Annotated in this window: 18 protein-coding genes and 1 pseudogene; 10 read left to right on the top strand and 9 right to left on the bottom strand. The window is 68.9% G+C overall.

The window, feature by feature from the left end; all coding sequences use genetic code 11:
• Nucleotides 1-51: 51 nt before the first annotated feature.
• The 6 genes from SALPAC2_RS0120005 to SALPAC2_RS28255 all read right to left on the bottom strand — a co-directional run bounded on the left by SALPAC2_RS0120005 (nucleotide 52) and on the right by SALPAC2_RS28255 (nucleotide 4,921).
• Nucleotides 52-1,359 (bottom strand): MFS transporter, encoded by a 1,308-nt coding sequence (locus SALPAC2_RS0120005; RefSeq protein WP_018218404.1) that lies wholly within the window; start codon nucleotides 1,357-1,359, stop codon nucleotides 52-54.
• 140 nt (nucleotides 1,360-1,499) lie between these two features.
• On the bottom strand, nucleotides 1,500-2,003 hold the full coding sequence (locus SALPAC2_RS0120000) for an S-ribosylhomocysteine lyase (protein ID WP_018218403.1): 504 nt from the start codon (nucleotides 2,001-2,003) through the stop codon (nucleotides 1,500-1,502).
• Between the two features lie 61 nt (nucleotides 2,004-2,064).
• Nucleotides 2,065-3,249, bottom strand: a complete 1,185-nt coding sequence (locus SALPAC2_RS0119995; protein ID WP_018218402.1) for a UDP-N-acetylglucosamine--LPS N-acetylglucosamine transferase — start codon at nucleotides 3,247-3,249, stop codon at nucleotides 2,065-2,067.
• A 9-nt stretch (nucleotides 3,250-3,258) separates the two neighbouring features.
• Nucleotides 3,259-4,086, bottom strand: coding sequence for a polysaccharide deacetylase family protein (locus tag SALPAC2_RS0119990; RefSeq protein ID WP_018218401.1), 828 nt, complete (start codon nucleotides 4,084-4,086; stop codon nucleotides 3,259-3,261).
• A gap of 43 nt (nucleotides 4,087-4,129) precedes the next feature.
• Nucleotides 4,130-4,570: a flavin reductase gene (locus SALPAC2_RS28055; protein ID WP_080637016.1), complete on the bottom strand. Its 441-nt coding sequence runs from the start codon at nucleotides 4,568-4,570 to the stop codon at nucleotides 4,130-4,132.
• Nucleotides 4,571-4,792: 222 nt separating this feature from the next.
• On the bottom strand, nucleotides 4,793-4,921 hold the full coding sequence (locus SALPAC2_RS28255) for a hypothetical protein (protein WP_263404669.1): 129 nt from the start codon (nucleotides 4,919-4,921) through the stop codon (nucleotides 4,793-4,795).
• 461 nt (nucleotides 4,922-5,382) lie between these two features.
• Here SALPAC2_RS28255 and SALPAC2_RS0119985 point away from each other — a divergent pair, with 461 nt between their 5' ends.
• The 7 genes and pseudogenes from SALPAC2_RS0119985 (at nucleotide 5,383) to SALPAC2_RS0119960 (ending at nucleotide 9,074) form a co-directional block, all read left to right on the top strand.
• Nucleotides 5,383-6,276, top strand: a complete 894-nt coding sequence (locus SALPAC2_RS0119985; RefSeq protein ID WP_018218400.1) for a helix-turn-helix domain-containing protein — start codon at nucleotides 5,383-5,385, stop codon at nucleotides 6,274-6,276.
• Nucleotides 6,269-6,454, top strand: a complete 186-nt coding sequence (locus tag SALPAC2_RS0119980) for a DUF397 domain-containing protein (RefSeq protein ID WP_011904556.1) — start codon at nucleotides 6,269-6,271, stop codon at nucleotides 6,452-6,454. The genes SALPAC2_RS0119985 and SALPAC2_RS0119980 overlap by 8 nt, the downstream gene beginning before the upstream one ends.
• 114 nt (nucleotides 6,455-6,568) lie before the next feature.
• Nucleotides 6,569-6,747 (top strand): annotated as a pseudogene (locus SALPAC2_RS28575) (IS1380-like element ISGosp1 family transposase); the annotation flags it as partial.
• A complete protein-coding gene (locus tag SALPAC2_RS28050) occupies nucleotides 6,696-6,968 on the top strand; it encodes a Scr1 family TA system antitoxin-like transcriptional regulator (protein ID WP_317889016.1) in 273 nt (90 codons plus the stop codon). The pseudogene SALPAC2_RS28575 and the gene SALPAC2_RS28050, both read left to right, overlap by 52 nt.
• Nucleotides 6,965-7,285, top strand: coding sequence for a DUF397 domain-containing protein (locus SALPAC2_RS0119970; protein WP_018218398.1), 321 nt, complete (start codon nucleotides 6,965-6,967; stop codon nucleotides 7,283-7,285). Before SALPAC2_RS28050 ends, SALPAC2_RS0119970 begins: the two co-directional genes overlap by 4 nt.
• Before the next feature lie 221 nt (nucleotides 7,286-7,506).
• Nucleotides 7,507-8,280, top strand: a complete 774-nt coding sequence (locus SALPAC2_RS0119965) for a class I SAM-dependent methyltransferase (protein ID WP_018218397.1) — start codon at nucleotides 7,507-7,509, stop codon at nucleotides 8,278-8,280.
• On the top strand, nucleotides 8,277-9,074 hold the full coding sequence (locus SALPAC2_RS0119960) for a phosphotransferase family protein (RefSeq protein WP_018218396.1): 798 nt from the start codon (nucleotides 8,277-8,279) through the stop codon (nucleotides 9,072-9,074). Before SALPAC2_RS0119965 ends, SALPAC2_RS0119960 begins: the two co-directional genes overlap by 4 nt.
• Before the next feature lie 64 nt (nucleotides 9,075-9,138).
• Here the strand turns inward: SALPAC2_RS0119960 and SALPAC2_RS0119955 are convergent, their stop codons facing one another.
• Nucleotides 9,139-9,849 (bottom strand): DUF3626 domain-containing protein, encoded by a 711-nt coding sequence (locus SALPAC2_RS0119955; protein ID WP_317889015.1) that lies wholly within the window; start codon nucleotides 9,847-9,849, stop codon nucleotides 9,139-9,141.
• A gap of 197 nt (nucleotides 9,850-10,046) precedes the next feature.
• The gene (locus SALPAC2_RS0119950) at nucleotides 10,047-11,246 is read right to left on the bottom strand and encodes an RtcB family protein (protein WP_018218394.1); all 1,200 of its coding nucleotides are present in this window, start codon (nucleotides 11,244-11,246) and stop codon (nucleotides 10,047-10,049) included.
• Between the two features lie 265 nt (nucleotides 11,247-11,511).
• Here SALPAC2_RS0119950 and SALPAC2_RS0119945 point away from each other — a divergent pair, with 265 nt between their 5' ends.
• Genes SALPAC2_RS0119945 through SALPAC2_RS0119935 form a run of 3 tightly spaced genes read left to right on the top strand, consistent with a single transcriptional unit; the run spans nucleotide 11,512 to nucleotide 14,246 of the window.
• Nucleotides 11,512-12,282: a hypothetical protein gene (locus SALPAC2_RS0119945; protein ID WP_026184932.1), complete on the top strand. Its 771-nt coding sequence runs from the start codon at nucleotides 11,512-11,514 to the stop codon at nucleotides 12,280-12,282.
• Nucleotides 12,283-12,307: 25 nt separating this feature from the next.
• Nucleotides 12,308-12,880, top strand: coding sequence for a GNAT family N-acetyltransferase (locus SALPAC2_RS0119940; RefSeq protein WP_026184931.1), 573 nt, complete (start codon nucleotides 12,308-12,310; stop codon nucleotides 12,878-12,880).
• Nucleotides 12,881-12,908: 28 nt separating this feature from the next.
• On the top strand, nucleotides 12,909-14,246 hold the full coding sequence (locus tag SALPAC2_RS0119935; RefSeq protein ID WP_018218391.1) for an MFS transporter: 1,338 nt from the start codon (nucleotides 12,909-12,911) through the stop codon (nucleotides 14,244-14,246).
• Here the strand turns inward: SALPAC2_RS0119935 and SALPAC2_RS25200 are convergent.
• On the bottom strand, nucleotides 14,206-15,480 hold the full coding sequence (locus SALPAC2_RS25200) for a glycosyltransferase family protein (RefSeq protein WP_223874115.1): 1,275 nt from the start codon (nucleotides 15,478-15,480) through the stop codon (nucleotides 14,206-14,208). The genes SALPAC2_RS0119935 and SALPAC2_RS25200 overlap by 41 nt on opposite strands.
• Between the last annotated feature and the right edge of the window lie 89 nt (nucleotides 15,481-15,569).

The following is a 15,569-nucleotide window of genomic DNA, read 5'->3' as shown; positions in this document are numbered from 1 at the left end:
ACGCTGATCATGTGTTGCGGCCGATCAGCGTTGACCCGGATTGAACGGCGTTTACACCGGCTGCTCCGCCTCCCGCTCGGCAGCGTCAATCGCACTGTCGGTCACCCAGAACAATCCGATGACCAGGCTGAGCGCCAGCACACCCATGACCGCGAAGACCGCGCGCAGGCCGAGCAACTCCGCCAGCAGACCGCCGGTGAGCGCGCCGAGGGGCATGCCGCCCCAGGCCAGCATCCGGTAACCGCTGTTGACCCGGCCGAGTAGCCGGTCGGGAGTGATCCGTTGGCGGAGCGAGACCGTGATGACGTTCCAGGTGGCGACCAGAATCCCGCCCCCGAAGTAGACGGCGCCGACCACGAACGGGTTGGCGCTCAACGCCGGTGCGCCGACAACCACCGCGGCGACGACTACTGCCACGCCGAGGGTGGCGGAACGGCCCAGCCGTCGTTCAATCGCCCCCGCGACCAACGAGCCGAGCACAATGCCGACAGCCAGGGTCGCGAGCAGCAGCCCGTACCCCGGCTCGGTGAGCCCCATCGCCGAGTCGGGACCGACCGCGTAGAGCGGCAGCACCGCGAAGATCCCGCTCATGGTGAAGTTGCTGACCCCCACCATCACCGCCATGGCGCGCAGCAGTCGGTGTCGCCAGAGGAACCGGAGGCCCTCCGCGATGTCCCGGCGCAGGCTGGTCGGCGCTTCCCGTTCGACCCGGAACCGGCCACGGATGAGGAGCAACGCCGCGACCGCGACCGCCCACAACCCCGCCGGCCCCACCACCGCCAGCGCCACGCCAGCGGTGACCAGGAACCCCGCCAGGGGTGGGCCGACGAACTGGTTGGCCGCCAGCGTGACCGCGTGCAGTCGCCCGTTGGCGCGCGGCAGCGCATCCCGCGACACTACCTGCGGCAGGATCGACTGGGCCGAGGTGTCGTAGAGCGTCTCGGCGACGCCAGCGCCGAACGCCACCGCGTAGAGCAGCCAGATCGACGCCGCGTCCAGGGCCACGGCCAGCGCCATCACCCCGAACAACACCGCACGCACCGTGTTGGCGGCCACCATCACCCGGCGGCGGTCCAACCGGTCGGCCAGGGCGCCGGCCGGCAGCGCGAAGAACAGCCACGGCAGGCTGAACGCCATCGCCACCCCGGCCACCAGCATCGGCGAATCCGTCAAGCTGACCGCGACCAGCGGCAGCGCGAGTTTGACGATCCCGTCGGCGAGGTTCGACGCCGCGGACGCGGACCACAGCTGCCAGAACGGGGTGCCCAGCTGCTCGGCGTCCCGACGCGGAGCAGTCAGGTGGCCTTGTGGGCCCGGCGTTGACCGTTCATCCGTACGGGGAGGATCGCCAATCGTCACCCGCGGATGCTCTCAGAACGGCACATCGTTCGCTGCCCCCAACCAGGCGGGGGATCGACCACCGACGCACGGATGAGTGAGACCGGCCTACTCGAGGTCACCCGGGTCGTACGCGGATGGGACGTAGACGTGGTGGCGGGTCACTGGCCCGTCGCGAGTTCCCGCAGGTCCGCCTCGCTCACCTCGTGGGCGTCGGGGCCCGGATCCCCCCACTGATCCCGCTTCGCGAGCAGCTGTGCGGCGAGTTCCTGCGCCCCCACCAAGGAGTGGTACTCCGCCGAGCCACATTGGATGGTGTTCGCGAGCGGTACCTCGGTGGCGTCCTCGATGGAGCGAAGCCCGGCGGCGATGACCTCGGCCAGGTCGTCGAAACTCCACGGACCAACCGTCCAGACGTACACGCCGGTCATGCAGCCCATCGGCGCGACGTTCATGATCGTGGGGTGGTGCTGGCGTACGTAGGTGCCGAGAAAGTGTTCGATTGTGTGCATGACCGGGCCCGGCACCTGGGACACGTTCGGCTGCGCCACCCGGAAGTCCCAGAGCGCGACCGGCTGGCTCGTGCCCGGCACCGTCTGCTCGTTGACGATCCGCAGATAGGGCGGCACCACGTACCGATGATCCAAGTCGTGTGACTGCGGCATAACCAGGACTCCTAGGTCACTCCCGAGGCGGACTCGCCCTCAGCCTAGGAGGAATGCGTGCTCATCCTGACCGCTTCCGGTCAAGCCGGTTGCCGCTCCGGACGACCTCCGAAACCAAACCGGCCATGTCGGTGGCGCTGTCGACGGGAAGGGCCGGGCTGGCCTCCGCGCCGGCCAGCTCCGTCAACACCGGCGCCAGCTCGGCAGCGCTGGTGACATGGGTGGTGAGCCCCGCCTCGGCGAGTAGCTGCGCGTTGGCCCGACCGTGCCCAGAAATCGGCCGATAGGTGACGGTGGGGAGCCCACCGGCCAGCGACTGCTGGCAGGTGAGCCCGCCGGCGTTCTCCACCACCACATCAACCGCCCGCATCAGGGTGGGCATGTCCTCGACCCAACCCAGGACGGGTCCGGGGAAGGTACGCAGGCGCTGGCGGAGCCGGACGTTGCGCCCACACGCCACGACGGGGGTGACGCAGCCGGCGGCGAGCACATCGCGCGCGGTCCGGGCCACGTCGCCCATCCCCCACGAGCCGGCGACGATCAACGCCAGCCGCTCCTGCTCGGGCAGGCCGAACCGGGCCCGAGCCGTACGCTGGCAGGCCGTTGCCGTGGGCGCGAAAGCGGCGGAGATCAGTGGATCGACCACCCGCACATCTGCCGCCCCACGCGCCTGTGCCTGCCGCTGCGTCCCGTCGTGAATGACGCAGTAGGTGTCGACGCCGGGCGCGACCCAGATCGGGTGGACGGCGAAATCCGTGACGTAGCTGAGCACCGGCACGGTGAGCTGCCCCGTTCCGCGCATCGGCCCGAGTAGCTGGTTGGCGAACGGGTGCGTCGTCACCACCAGGCGGGTGTCCGCCGATATCCGCGACAGCATCTGCGGTACGGCCGCCCGCAGCGCGGCCCGGAGCGCGCGGACCATCGACGACGACCGGTCGGTGAACCGGAAGAGCGCATCGTAGCTCCAGGGGAACCGCTGGAGCATGGTGCGGTAGCCCTCCCGAACGAGTCGGTGCAGCGGTCGGGGCAGGGCCGCGAAGAAGTTGAGCTGCTCCACGACGACTCCGTTGCCGGCGAGCCGGGTAGCGAGTTCGGCCGCGGCGGCGTCGTGGCCCGCCCCGATGTCGGCGGAGACGACCAGGATCCGCAGCGGACCCGGGCCGCCGGGGCCGCCGGGGCCGCCGCGACCGGCACCATCCGGGGACGTACCGGCGCGCGGACTTCTCCCGCCCGGCCGTGGCTTCACCGGCTGCGGTTACCCACCCGATACGTCGCCATGCCCCGGTCGCGCCCGGACCGGTGTGCGCCCCGCCTCGGGCTCCCCGGTGACCTCGGTCTCCGCGTGTGCGCCGAGCGTCCCGATGGTTAGCTCCCGCCCCTGGGCCCAGCTCACGAGGCGCGGCAGGACGGCCAGGGCACCTCGCCAGGCTCCCGGGCTGGACGCATGATCCGAATCATGCAGCAACAGCGTGCCGCCGCCGTCGAGATCTTTCACGATGGTTTCCCAGATCGCCGCCGGAGATCGGGTTGCGTCCCAGTCGCGTCCCCAGGCGGTCCAGAGGCGGGGGGTCAGGCCCAGCCGCCGGCACGCCAGCAGCGCCGAGATCGTCAGCACGCCGTACGGCGGCCGGTACCACAGCGGTGCGGCTCCGGTGACGGCCGCGACGGCATCCCGTGTGCGGGCGATGTCGGCGTAGGTCGCGGCAGGGGATCGGCACAGCAGGTTCCGGTGCTCCCATCCGTGCACCGCGAGCTCATGCCCGGCGGCTGCCATCTCCCGTCCGAGTCCCGGGTCTCGGTCGAGCAGGGTGCCGAGCAGAAAGAAGGTGGCCCGCACGTCGGCCCGCTCCAACGCCCGCAGAAACCGTACGGTGGAGGCGCGGCGTGGCCCGTCGTCGAAGGTCAACGCGATCCGACCGGCCGCGCCCACCCCGGCCAGCCGGGGCCAGTATCGGCGCCGCAGCACGCCGCTGGCGGTGACCGCCGGCAGCGCGTGCCCCACCGCCCCGCCCGCGACGGCCACGGCCGTCCCCGTCAACCAGCGCCGAAGGTCGGGCCGCCCGACCCGGGCGCCACCTGCCACGACGCCACCTGCCACGGCGTTCCGTTACCCGCTTCGGACTCCGCTACCCGCTTCGGTACGGGGTACGACTCCCGTCTGGGCGGCCTTGCGGTGCTCGTCGGAGGCGGGCCAGCCAGCCGTCGGCCCAGTCGAGATGCGGACAACCTGTGTTCACGCATCGGGGGCAGGTCCGCCCTCCCCAGTGGCTACGAATGATCATTTCGATGCCGCGAAACACCACATCTGGGTCCAGGTCTCCCGACTCGAAGGCGCTGGTCGTGGGGTGTTCGGGTTCCGCCCGCCAGCACCAGTTGACAAACCTTTCCCTGAGGTCCGGCCTGGTGCCGTTGAGTCGGGATAGCTGATCAGTTGCCTCGGCCAGGAGCTTGCCCTGGTGGGCCAGCAGGGCCGACCTCCTGCCGCGATACTCCGCCAGCAACGCGAGCCGCGCGGGCTGGCAGGGCCAGTCGGCGCCGCAGGCACGGCACCGCCAAAGCGGGCGCATCGGGTCGTGCCCCCTTCTCACCACGACCGGCTCCCGCCCGCGTGGTCACGTAGGCAACGCTTGACGTCACCACACCGGGGGCACCAACTGCCCGAGCGGCTCTTGGTCACCAGGCCCAGGAGCACGCCAACGGCGAGCCCGGCGACTACGGCAGCAGCAACGACAACCATCGACGTCCCCTTCAGCCTTGCCGCGCGGCGGTGTGGGCGGGCCGGTGCGCGGTCACCAGCGGCCTCCGTTGGCTCGCCACTGCTGGGCGGGGGTGAGCCAGCCGACGCGGCCGGGTTGGGGGGCGGCGAGGGTGGGCTGGGTCATCCACGCCGGCAGATTGACCGGCCTAGCGCGCTGCACCGTCACTGGGTACGGGACGTTGTTCCTCTGCTGCGGTGCGTTCACGGGAGGCGACGAGCTCTTCCTCTGCCGACGGAATCTCCTGCGAGCCACAGTCCACTTCCCTCTTGGACCGGACAAAGATCCGGAATTGTGAGGTGTCGCATTTGCTCCTGAGACGCCATCTCGGTTGCGCCGCGAGCGGTACCTGATCAGGGCTATGAACAGCAGCACGATGTCCCCCTTGGGCGAAGGTTCAACCAGTCGGTGCACGTCGATGCAACTCATTACACTTTGAGCGCGCTCAAAAGACAACCACTCAAGCAGGCCAGTGTCGGAAGAGTGTCACTTGACTAAAGATCACTCATCTAGGCGTGTCCGAATTGGCATCGCTAGGCTTCAGCAAGACAAGGCAAGCATGTTCTAATTGAGCGAGACACGCGTCCAACTAATTGAGTGGGAGGTGGTCACGGGTGGCAGACATGGTCGGCTCAGCCCTGGTGCGCCGGTCCATCGGCCGCCGGCTGGGGATCCTGCGCCGGGCGGCGAACCTGACCCAGGAACAAGCGGCCGAACACCTCCAGAAGGGGCGCGCAACCATCGCCCGGATGGAGGACGGCACCGAGGGCGTCAGGTTCCGGGACATCGACGTCAAGGCGATGTGTGAGCTGTACGGCGCCGAACAGGCCGATCTGGATCTTCTCCTGGCGTTGACGGCTGAAACGCGCAACGGCCGGAAGAAGAGCTGGTGGCACGACTACACGGAGACGGAGCTACCTCAGTTCTTCGGGTTGTACGTGTCCCTGGAGGACAGCGCGGAAACGATCCGACAGTACGAGGTTGAGTTGATCCCCGGCCTGCTGCAAACGCGGGCCTACGCAGAGCAGGTACACCAGGTGCCGAAGGGCTACGTCGATCAAGCGGAGCGGGAACGCCGGGTGACCGTCAGACTGGCGCGGCAGTCTCTGCTGTCCCGGCCGCGTGCGCCGCACCTGAGCGTGATCCTCAACGAGGCAGTGTTGCATCGGCTGGTTGGTGGAGCTGATGTGATGGCCGAGCAGTTCAAGTACCTGCTCGACGTCACCCAGCGCGGCAACATATCCGTGCGGGTCCTGCCCTTCGCCGCTGGCATCCACGGTGGCATGGCGGCGAGCACGCCGTTCTCACTGCTGGACTTCCCGGCCGATCCGGTGGGCGAGGTGCTGGAGCCTCCGCTGGCCTATGTCGACACGTTGACCGGCGCCCTGTACCTCAACAAGCCCGACGAGTCCAGCGCATACCGGCTGGTCTGGGAAGACCTCGACGACCGCGCAATCGACGAGGCGGCATCCAAGAAGATGATCACAACTGCATTGGAGGAACTGAGCGGTGACTAACCTGACCGGCGCCCGGTGGCGCAAGAGCACGCGGAGCGGCAACGGCAACAACTGCGTGGAGGTCGCCGACAACCTTCCCGGCGTCGTCGGCGTCCGTGACAGCAAGGACCCAACCGGACCAGCCCTGGTGTTCGGTCCGGAGGCGTGGCAGGCGTTCGTTACGCACGCCCGGCGCTGACAAGCACTTGAGCCCCCAGTGCTGGCGCGCTGGGGGCTTAAGCCTGGATCCGTGGATGGGAGCTGATCCACTGTGGCTGTAACGGCGTGGGAATGTGACAAGAGTGCCTTCTGGGCCGCCGGCACACTCACCGGCACCACCCGCTACGCCGTGGCCCGAGGCGCCACCCTGCCCACCCACCTGATCAACATCCCAGCCCGACTCGCCTGCGCCCAACGCCCACCCATGCTGCACCTACCCACTGGCCCCGCGCCCACGCCTGGCTCGCCTTCTGGAACGTCGTGTTCACCTGACCAGAGCACCGCCACCGCTCGCAGTTGGCGCGCACGCCGCGATGGAGTCCGCGTTCGTAATCCTGGACTTTCCGGACCCTGCGGAGGACCCGTCAGTTGTCTATCTCGACTCGCCCAGCTCCGCCGCGTACCTGCAAAAGGGCGTCGAGATCACCCGGTACGAAACGATATTCAGGCTTGTCTGCTGCCAAGCCGTTCCGATCCTGGAGTATCAGCCATGACTCAGCTCCGCGAGTACCGCAAAAGCGCCCGATCTGGGGGCTCCGGTGGCAATTGTGTTGAATGGGCGCACACAGCCCACACGGTCTACATTCGGGACAGCAAAGACCCGGCTGGGCCGGAGCTGGCCGCCACCTACTCCGAGTGGGAAGACCTCATCCGGGCGGTGGGGACGGGCCACGAGCACCCATGGGTCATCCAGCTACCCAGCGGCGTCCAGGTCTGCAAGGACGGGCAGGAGCTGCGGTTCACGTCGGCAGAGTGGACCGCGTTCCGGGCAGGGATCAACGATGGGGAATGTGTACCGGTAGGCGTATAGACCTGGTCGCGCTGGTGTTCGGTCCGGCGGCGTGGCAGGCGTTCGTTAAGCACGCCCGGTCCTCCACGTCAGGTATCACCCTCCAGACAGCGATAACAGCTTCGAGCCCGGCCGTGCTCGGCTGGTGAGCGGGCCACGAACACCCGTTCGTGAGCACGGTCATCGGCCTCGGTCGGGTGCCGAAAGGTCAAACTGGTTGACGGCACGGTCAGAATTCGAAGGTGCGTGCCTTCCAGGAACTGGTTGACGAGGCAGCAGCGGCGGACGTGTCCGGCTGGAGCTTCGACTGGCTCGACGGTCGGGCCACCGAGCAGCGACCGCCCTGGCGCTACTCACGCCTGCTCGCGTCCCGGCTGCCCCACTCCCCCGCGGCGCTGGACATCGACACCGGCGGCGGTGAGGTCCTCGCCGAGGTGCCCCGGTTGGCGCCCCGGATGGTGGTCACCGAGGGCTGGCCACCGAACGTGGAGCGCGCCCGAGCGCTGCTACAGCCGCGCGGCGTCGCGGTCGTCGCGGTCGAACCGGGACGACCGTTGCCCTTTGCCGACGCGAGCTTCCCGCTGGTGACCAGCCGCCACCCCGTCCGCCCCGACTGGTCCGAGATCGCCCGGGTGCTCCAGGACGGGGGCAGCTACCTCGCCCAGCATGTCGGGCCCGCCTCCGCGTTCGAACTCATCGAGTACTTTCGTGGCCCCCTGCCCCACGAGCGGTTCGCTCGTGACCCACACCGGGAGGTCGCCGCCGCGCGGCGCGCCGGGTTGGAGATCGTGGAGCTGCGCACCGCGCGCTGCCGGATGGAATTCTTCGACATCGGCGCGGTCGTCTACACCCTGCGCAAGTGCGCCTGGTGGGTGCCCGACTTCACCGTGGAGCGGCACCGCGCCCGACTCGAACGGCTCGACGCCCAAATCCGCACCCACGGTGCATTCGTCGCGCACTCCACCAGAACCCTGATCGAGGCCAGCCGAACACCCCGCCGAAGGGCAGAACAATGATCGGAGCCAAGGTCGGCGCCGGGCGGGAGGCGGACGTACACACGTGGTGCGACGACGCGGTCATCAAGCTGTACCGGCCCGGGCTGCTCGGACACCGCGCCGAGGCGGGAGCGCTGACCGCGCTGGCCGGGCTCGACATCGCTCCAAAACTGGCCGACACGGTGGAGTGGAACGGACGCGTCGGCCTGGTGCTGGAACGGCTGGACGGGGCGGACATGCTCACCCAGTTGCAGCGACAGCCGTGGCGGATGCTCGGCATGGCCCGTACGCTGGCCGCCACCCACCTCGCCGTACACCAGGTGTCGGCCCCCGCCGACCTGCCCGAGCTCCGCTCGCTCCTGGCCGCCCGCATCACCGACGCCACCATGCCGACGCGGCTCCGGGACCACACGCTGCGGCTACTCGACGACCTACCCGAGGGGGACCGTCTCTGCCACGGGGACTACCACCCCGGCAACCTGATGCTCATCGCTGGTCGAGCCGCGGTCATCGACTGGCCCAACGCGACGCGCGGCGCACCAGCAGCCGACCATGCCCGGACGAAGCTGCTCCTGCGTTACTCCGCTCCGCTACCGGAGACATCGCGGGTCGCTCGTACGCTGGTCAGGAGCGGCCGGTCCGTGTTTGCCCGCCGCTACACCCGCGCCTACCGGGCCGGCTCGGTGCAGCCGCCACCGCCGTCGGGACCCTGGCTGGCGGTACAGGCCGCGGCTCGCCTCGCGGAAGGCATCGCGGCCGAACGGGCCACCCTCATCGCTTTTCTTGAGCGCCGCTACCACCAGACCGGGCGGTAACGGGCAGGCCTCCCCCGCGGCTTCGGTGGCACGGCAACGCAGGCGGGCGGCCCCGGCGCAAACCTCAGCCCGGGATGCGGGACGGCGTGGTGGGGCTGCCGAAACGGGCGAGGTAGTGCCAGACGCGCTTGAGATCCTGCGGTTGGTAGCAGCCGGTACGGACAGCGTCCCCGATGATGCGTGGGGTGAGGTACCCCTCGACGGCGAAAGCGGCACCGAGCTCCACGTAGCGCGGGCCACGGTACTCCGGATGCCGACGGAGCTCGGCTACGGAGAGCCGGAAACCCGGATGCCACTCTAGCCGGCAGGGCAGGCGACGGGCCGCGCTCTCGACGTCGGTGCCGCGGTAGCAGGAATCCAGCACGAGTGCCTCGACGTCGCGGTCCAGCCGGACCGCACCGTGCACCTGCGCCTCAACGTAGTCATCCAGTTCGTCCCGCTGGTCGGCGTGCGCCAGGTCGACCAGCGACATGCGTTCGGCCACGCCGAACATGGTTGGCTCGAGATGGCTGTCCGGGTAGCAGAAGGTCGCCCGGCTGAGCGTGGACGCCGTCAGCCGCAGGTGAGCTGAGCCGAATCGGGGCGCGGCACCGACCGGTTTACGGCGGGAGTTCAGGCCGCCGTAAACCGGTCGATGCTGGGCGGGTACGGCGTCGTAGGCGCCGCCGAACATCCGCTGTTCCCAGCGCCACCGGTCGCCACCGGGGTGGGCGGTGAGCCCACCGTTGCTGGTGCCGGTGACAAACTGAGACAGGTAACTCCCGTCCGCCAACATCCGGCCGAGAATAGGGCTGTCAGTGACCATCCGGTCAGGATGAAAGTTCAGCGTGATCCGCAGGGACGCGTCGACCGGGGGCCCCGCGGACCGGGTTGCCACGTAGCGCAAAGCCTGCGAACAGGCAGAGTGCAGGCTAGCTTCCGCAAAGACCCTTTCATCCACCCGTCCATTGTCCGGTTGGTCGGTGGTGCGGCCTACCCCTTTACGCACACCACCTGCTTGAGGTGCGCGACCACCTCGACCAGGTCGGTCTGCTGTGCCAGCACGGCCTCAATGTCCTTGTACGCGCCCGGAATCTCGTCCACGACCCCGGCATCCTTGCGGCACTCCACCCCGGCGGTCTGCGTCGCCAGATCATCGGTGGTGAAGCTCCGCTTGGCCTGCCCCCGGGACATCCGCCGGCCCGCGCCGTGCGACGCGGAGCAGTACGCGGCCTCGTTGCCCTTACCCCGCACGATGTAGGACCCGGTCCCCATCGATCCGGGGATGATGCCCAGCTCCCCCGCACCGGCCCGGATGGCGCCCTTACGGGTCACCAACACCTCCACGCCGTCGTAGGTCTCCTCGGCGACATAGTTGTGGTGGCAGCTGATCGGCTCGTCGTAGCTCACCTGCGGGAACCGGTCCCGGACCACGGTGCAGAGCAGCGCGAGCATGACTGCGCGGTTGCGCCGCGCGTACTCCTGCGCCCACCACAGGTCCCGCCGGTAGGCGTCCATCTCCGCCGTCCCGGCGAGGAAGACCGCCAGGTCACGGTCGGGCAGGGCGGAGTTGTGCGGCAACCTCCGGGCGATGGCCATGTGCCGCTCCGCCAGCTCCTTGCCAATGTTCCGGGAGCCGGAGTGCAACATCAACCACACCCGGCCCGCATCGACACCACCCTGCTCCAGGCAGACCTCGATGAAGTGGTTTCCGCCGCCGAGGGTCCCCATCTGGTTCATCGCTCGGCCTTCCAGCCGGGCGACCCCGGCGTGCAGGTCGGTGAAGCGCCGCCAGAAGTCGTCCCATCCCGCCTGCGCCAGCCCCCAGATCCGACGCGGGTTCACCGCCTTCTTGCGCTGGGCGAAGCCGACCGGGATCGCGTCCTCGATGGCGTGCCGCAGCCCCGCGAGGTCGTCCGGCAGGTCGGCCGCGGTCAGCGAGGTCCGCACGGCGGACATGCCACAGCCGATGTCGACGCCAACCGCGGCCGGCGAGACGGCCTGCCGCATCGCGATGACCGAGCCGACGGTGGCGCCCTTACCGAAATGCACGTCGGGCATCACGGCGACGCCCTGCACCCAGGGCAGGGTGCCGATGTTGCGGAGCTGCTGAGCGGCCTGCGGTTCGATGCTGTACGGATCGGTCCACACCCGGACCGGAGCCCGGGTGGAGGGCAGCACGGCGTACGTCATGATTGGCACTTCCCGACGGTCACGATTTCACAGGTCTACCGAAAACCGGATCGCGTACTCGGCGACTACGGTCTCGACCTCGTCCGCCCAGTATTGCGAAGACAACCGTAGAGATCACCGGATTATTGGCGCTCACCTCGTCCTGGCGGCGGTCGGGTGCCGATCCGACGAGGCCGGGTGTCACCGCGCTAACCACCGAGGTCAGGTGGTGGTGGCGACAATCCGCGGGCAGCAGCAACTGGCTGCGTCCTGCGACAATGCGCCCGTGGAATCACCTGTCATCAGCACGGTTGACCGGAGCCGCCGATGGTGGAGTGCGCTGCGGCTCGTCCTGGTCCTACTGTGGCTGGTGACGGCGGTCACCACCTGGTGGACGACTCCCCGGGAGCAGAGCTACGAAAAGGCGCGTGCCGATGTCGCTGCCGGCCGCGTGACGGCCTTTCAGTGGGGCGACCAATGGAACAGCACCGAGGCGGGGCCTTGGTTCGGAGCTTCCGGTCTGCGACAGAGCTCCAGTCAACTCGGGCCATTCTTCGCGTGGAAAACCTCCGATGGTCGGTCGTACTGGACCGACACCACCACTTTCACGCAGGTAGAGATACACATCGAGTATGACGACTATTCCGGGCCTGGAGCCGCCGGCATCGCCCAGCAGCTACGCGCCGCCGGGATCGAGCAGCGAGGCGGCACCCTGCCCCCGGGGGCATCCAGCACGGCCGGGATAGTCTTCCTTCTCGCCGTGGTCACTCTTGGCGTCGTGATCGCCGGTCCACCGCCACGCCGGGGCACCCGATGGTTCTGGTTTTGGCTGATCTACATAACACCGCTGGGTCTCGGCTTGTTGTTCTGGCTGGTCCGGGAGCATCCTTGGGCACGTTCGGCCCCTCATGCCGCCCCCTCCGGCGACGGCGAACGGCGAGACCGCGGCACTCTCGGCCTCGCTATCGGCCTAATCCTGGCGATCTTGTACATCGCAGTTGTGCCGATCCTGCACAAATTCCTCGGCGACTGGTGGGTTCCGCGGCCCGGCGTCTAACGCTTTCGCGCTCTACAGTGGCCGCATGCCGACCCTTGCCTCCCCCGCACTGCCGCGCGGCTCGATGGCGGCGCTGACGCAGCCCGAGCTCTCCGCGCAGGATCTGCTGCTTCGTCCCTGGCAACCGTCAGATCGGCGCGCTGTCGTGGCTGGCTACGCCGACCCGGCCATCCAGCGCTGGCACTGTCGCTCGATGACCGACGACGAGGCTGATGCTTGGATAGCCGCCTGGTCCGACCGCTGGAACGGGGAGACCGGCGCCGGTTGGGCCGTGCTGGCCGCGGGAGGAGTCGTAGGACAGATCAGCCTGCGCCGGGTGGACCTGGCCGAGGGCTTGGCGGAGGTGTCGTACTGGGTGCTGCCGGAGGCACGCGGTCGTCGGGTCGCCCCCCGCGCGCTGACCGCTGTCACCACCTGGTCCTTCGCCACCCTCCGGCTCCACCGCGTCGAACTCTGCCACTCGACGGTGAACACCGCATCCTGCCGGGTCGCGCAGTACGCCGGCTTCACGATGGAAGGCACGAAGCGCGCCGAGGCCCGCCACACCGATGGCTGGCACGACATGCACCTCCACTCCCGCCTCGACAACGACCGGTGAACGCACCGCTATCCGAAAGCTTTCGTCAATGCCATCGCCGCACCCGCCTTCGACCCCGGTGACCGAGGTCGAGCAGCCGCTGTCGACAGCCCCGCCAGAGCGCCTCGACCGCCGGCTCAACGGAGCGTTCTGGCGGTTGTTCGGCGCCACCGCGGCCTCGAACCTTGCCGACGGAGTCAGCCGGGCGGTCGTACCGTTGCTGGCGGCCACCCTGACCCGCGATCCGGTACTGATCGCGGCCTTCACCGGGCTCTCCTTCCTGCCCTGGCTGCTCTTCGCGTTGCCGGCCGGGACGCTGGTCGACCGGTCCGACCGGCGTCGCGTGATGATCAGAGCCAACCTCTTTCGGGCGGTGTTGTTCGCGCTGCTGGCCGGCACCGTCGCGACCGGCACGGCGACGATCTGGCTCCTGTACGTGGTGGTGTTCACGCTGGGGTGCGCCGAGACCCTCTACGACAGCGCGGCCCGGGCAGTGCTGCCGCAGATCGTGCGCCGGGACCAGCTCGACCGGGGAAACGGTCTCCTGGTGACCGCGGAATCCGGCATGCAGACCTTCGTCGGGGCGCCGGTCGGCGCACTGATCTTCGCGCTGGCCGCCGCCGCGCCGTTGGTGGGCAACGTGGCCTTCTATGCCGTCGCCGCGCTGGTGATGGTGACCGTGGCTGGTCGGTTCACCCCGGAACGCACGATCACCTCGGAAGGCACGATCACCCGGGCCGCCGGGTTCCGGTCCGAGCTGGCCGCCGGAGTGCGCTGGCTCTGGGGTCATCGCCTCCTGCGGGAACTGACCGCCGGCATAGCTGCCACGTCGGTGTTGCAGAGTGTGCCGAACGCCGTACTGGTGCTCTATGTCCTGGACGTGCTACGCGTACCGGAGGCGAATTACGGTCTCGTGGTGCTGGGTGCCGGTCTCGGCGGTCTCGTGGGCGGCCTCGTCGCTCCGGCGGTGGGCCGACACTGCGGCCGAATCCGCACCCTGGGCCTGACCTTGGTGCTGTCCCCACTTCCGGTGATCGCCATGAGCCTCACCGACAACGCGGTACTTGGCGGCACGCTGTACGGCCTGGCCGGGTTCTTCGCCTCGATCAGCAATGTGCTCACGATGTCGCTGCGCCAAGCGCTCATCCCCGAGGAACTGTTCGGCCGGGTGCTGGGCGCCTATCGGACGCTGGTCTGGGGTGGTATCCCGATCGGCGCCCTCGCCGGCGGCGTGCTGGCGGCGGTCACCAGCGTCCCCACCGCCTTCGCCGTCGGTGGAGTCGGGGGTTTCCTCGTCGCCCTCTGGATGGTCACGTTGCTGTACCGGCACCGGGCTGAATTGGCTGCTACTTTTGCGCCATCACCGGAAATTCGGACGGTGGCCTAGGCAGCGGTGTCGGAGCAGCGGCCACCGGGGCGGAAGGCTCGCCGGGCCTGCGGGCCCACTCTCTCCTCGCCAGGAGTAGCGGGATGCCGACAACGGGCACCAGCCACAGCGCGATGTGGAGCCGGTTGCCCTGGCTGACTACCGGATGGGCCACCTGGGTGGCCAGTCCGGTGCTGGCCACGGCTAGCGTCAGCCACCCGAGAGCACGATCGTGGCGCAGGAGCGCCCACGCACCAAAGCCCAGACCGAGCAGCAGCCACGGCGACCCCAACTCCTGCTGTAGCCACTGCGACCAATAGGTGACGTTGAGGTCGACCAACCGCTGCCAGGGGTCGGCGACATCGGGACGCGTGAAGTGGTTGGTCCACTTGTCCTGCAGTGTCTCCCCCGCGCCGGACAGGCCGAGCAGCTTGACGCTCGTGAGGATGCCGACGGTGGTCACACCGCCGATGCCGACTACCAGACCGGTCCCGAGGTGCCGATGCCGTCGGCTGGTAGCCAGAATGAGCAGCCCGGCGGCAGCTAGCCCGCCCGCAACCAGCAAGAAGGTGGAGAATCGCAGCACGGCACCGGTAGCCAGCGCGCCGAGCAGCAGGGACGCCCCGGCCGCTGTGCGTTGTCGCAGTAGCCACACCGCGCCGAGCAGGGCGGCCACGGTGAGCGCCATTGCCGGCCCCTCGGTTAACGGATAGGCGCCCCAGTATCCGATTGGCGAGCCGTAATAGGCGATCTGACCGGCGACCGCGAGATGTAGAGGTACGCCGAGCTCCCGCAGCAGGCGGACGATCAGAAGCCCACCGATCGCGGTACACAGCACAGAGGTCACCGTGAGACCAGCGTTGACGCCGAGGATCGCCACGAGCGGGGTGGTAAGGGCCGGGTAGCCGATCCGGTCGTTGAAGATCGCCTCGTAGCGCGGCTCGTTCGGCGTCAGCCCGTCCGGGTACTGCGCGATGCACGCCTCAATGCGTTGAACGATCTGGGGAGGGTCGTACATGGTCAGCGGGTCGACCGACGCTCTCCGGGCCTCGACGCGAGACAGTTTGCCGCAGTAGGCCGTCAGTGCGTCCCGCTGGGCGTCGTCCGGTGACTCGCCGAGCAGTTCGAGGGCCATGCGGGCGTAGCGGTAGCCATCGTTGGTCGGATCCACCGCCGGCCGGAGCGCCACCGCCCAGAGTCCGACCCACGCGAGCGCGACGAGCAACGGCACGAGACCACGCTTCAACGATGTCACGGAGCTCCCTCAGGAACATTGGCTGATCGGCCGCTCAAACAGGCCGCCCGGGATTCTATGGCCCGGCTCGTAGCTGGGCTCAGTCGGCC

The organism is Salinispora vitiensis (genome assembly GCF_000378825.1).
GTDB lineage: Bacteria > Actinomycetota > Actinomycetes > Mycobacteriales > Micromonosporaceae > Micromonospora > Micromonospora vitiensis.
The sequence above is the reverse complement of the archived record's forward strand: the minus strand, read 5'-3'. Positions and strand labels throughout refer to the sequence as shown.

What these genes read in the sequence shown, in the direction of transcription:
- SALPAC2_RS0119935 (WP_018218391.1), top strand. Translation starts at nt 12,909, where the DNA reads ATGCCATCGCCGCACCCGCCTTCGACCCCGGTGACCGAGGTCGAGCAG.
- SALPAC2_RS0120000 (WP_018218403.1), bottom strand. Translation starts at nt 2,003, where the DNA reads ATGCCGCAGTCACACGACTTGGATCATCGGTACGTGGTGCCGCCCTAT.
- SALPAC2_RS28055 (WP_080637016.1), bottom strand. Translation starts at nt 4,570, where the DNA reads ATGCGCCCGCTTTGGCGGTGCCGTGCCTGCGGCGCCGACTGGCCCTGC.
- SALPAC2_RS0119940 (WP_026184931.1), top strand. Translation starts at nt 12,308, where the DNA reads ATGCCGACCCTTGCCTCCCCCGCACTGCCGCGCGGCTCGATGGCGGCG.
- SALPAC2_RS0119955 (WP_317889015.1), bottom strand. Translation starts at nt 9,849, where the DNA reads ATGTTGGCGGACGGGAGTTACCTGTCTCAGTTTGTCACCGGCACCAGC.
- SALPAC2_RS0119950 (WP_018218394.1), bottom strand. Translation starts at nt 11,246, where the DNA reads ATGACGTACGCCGTGCTGCCCTCCACCCGGGCTCCGGTCCGGGTGTGG.
- SALPAC2_RS0119985 (WP_018218400.1), top strand. Translation starts at nt 5,383, where the DNA reads ATGGTCGGCTCAGCCCTGGTGCGCCGGTCCATCGGCCGCCGGCTGGGG.
- SALPAC2_RS0119960 (WP_018218396.1), top strand. Translation starts at nt 8,277, where the DNA reads ATGATCGGAGCCAAGGTCGGCGCCGGGCGGGAGGCGGACGTACACACG.
- SALPAC2_RS0119970 (WP_018218398.1), top strand. Translation starts at nt 6,965, where the DNA reads ATGACTCAGCTCCGCGAGTACCGCAAAAGCGCCCGATCTGGGGGCTCC.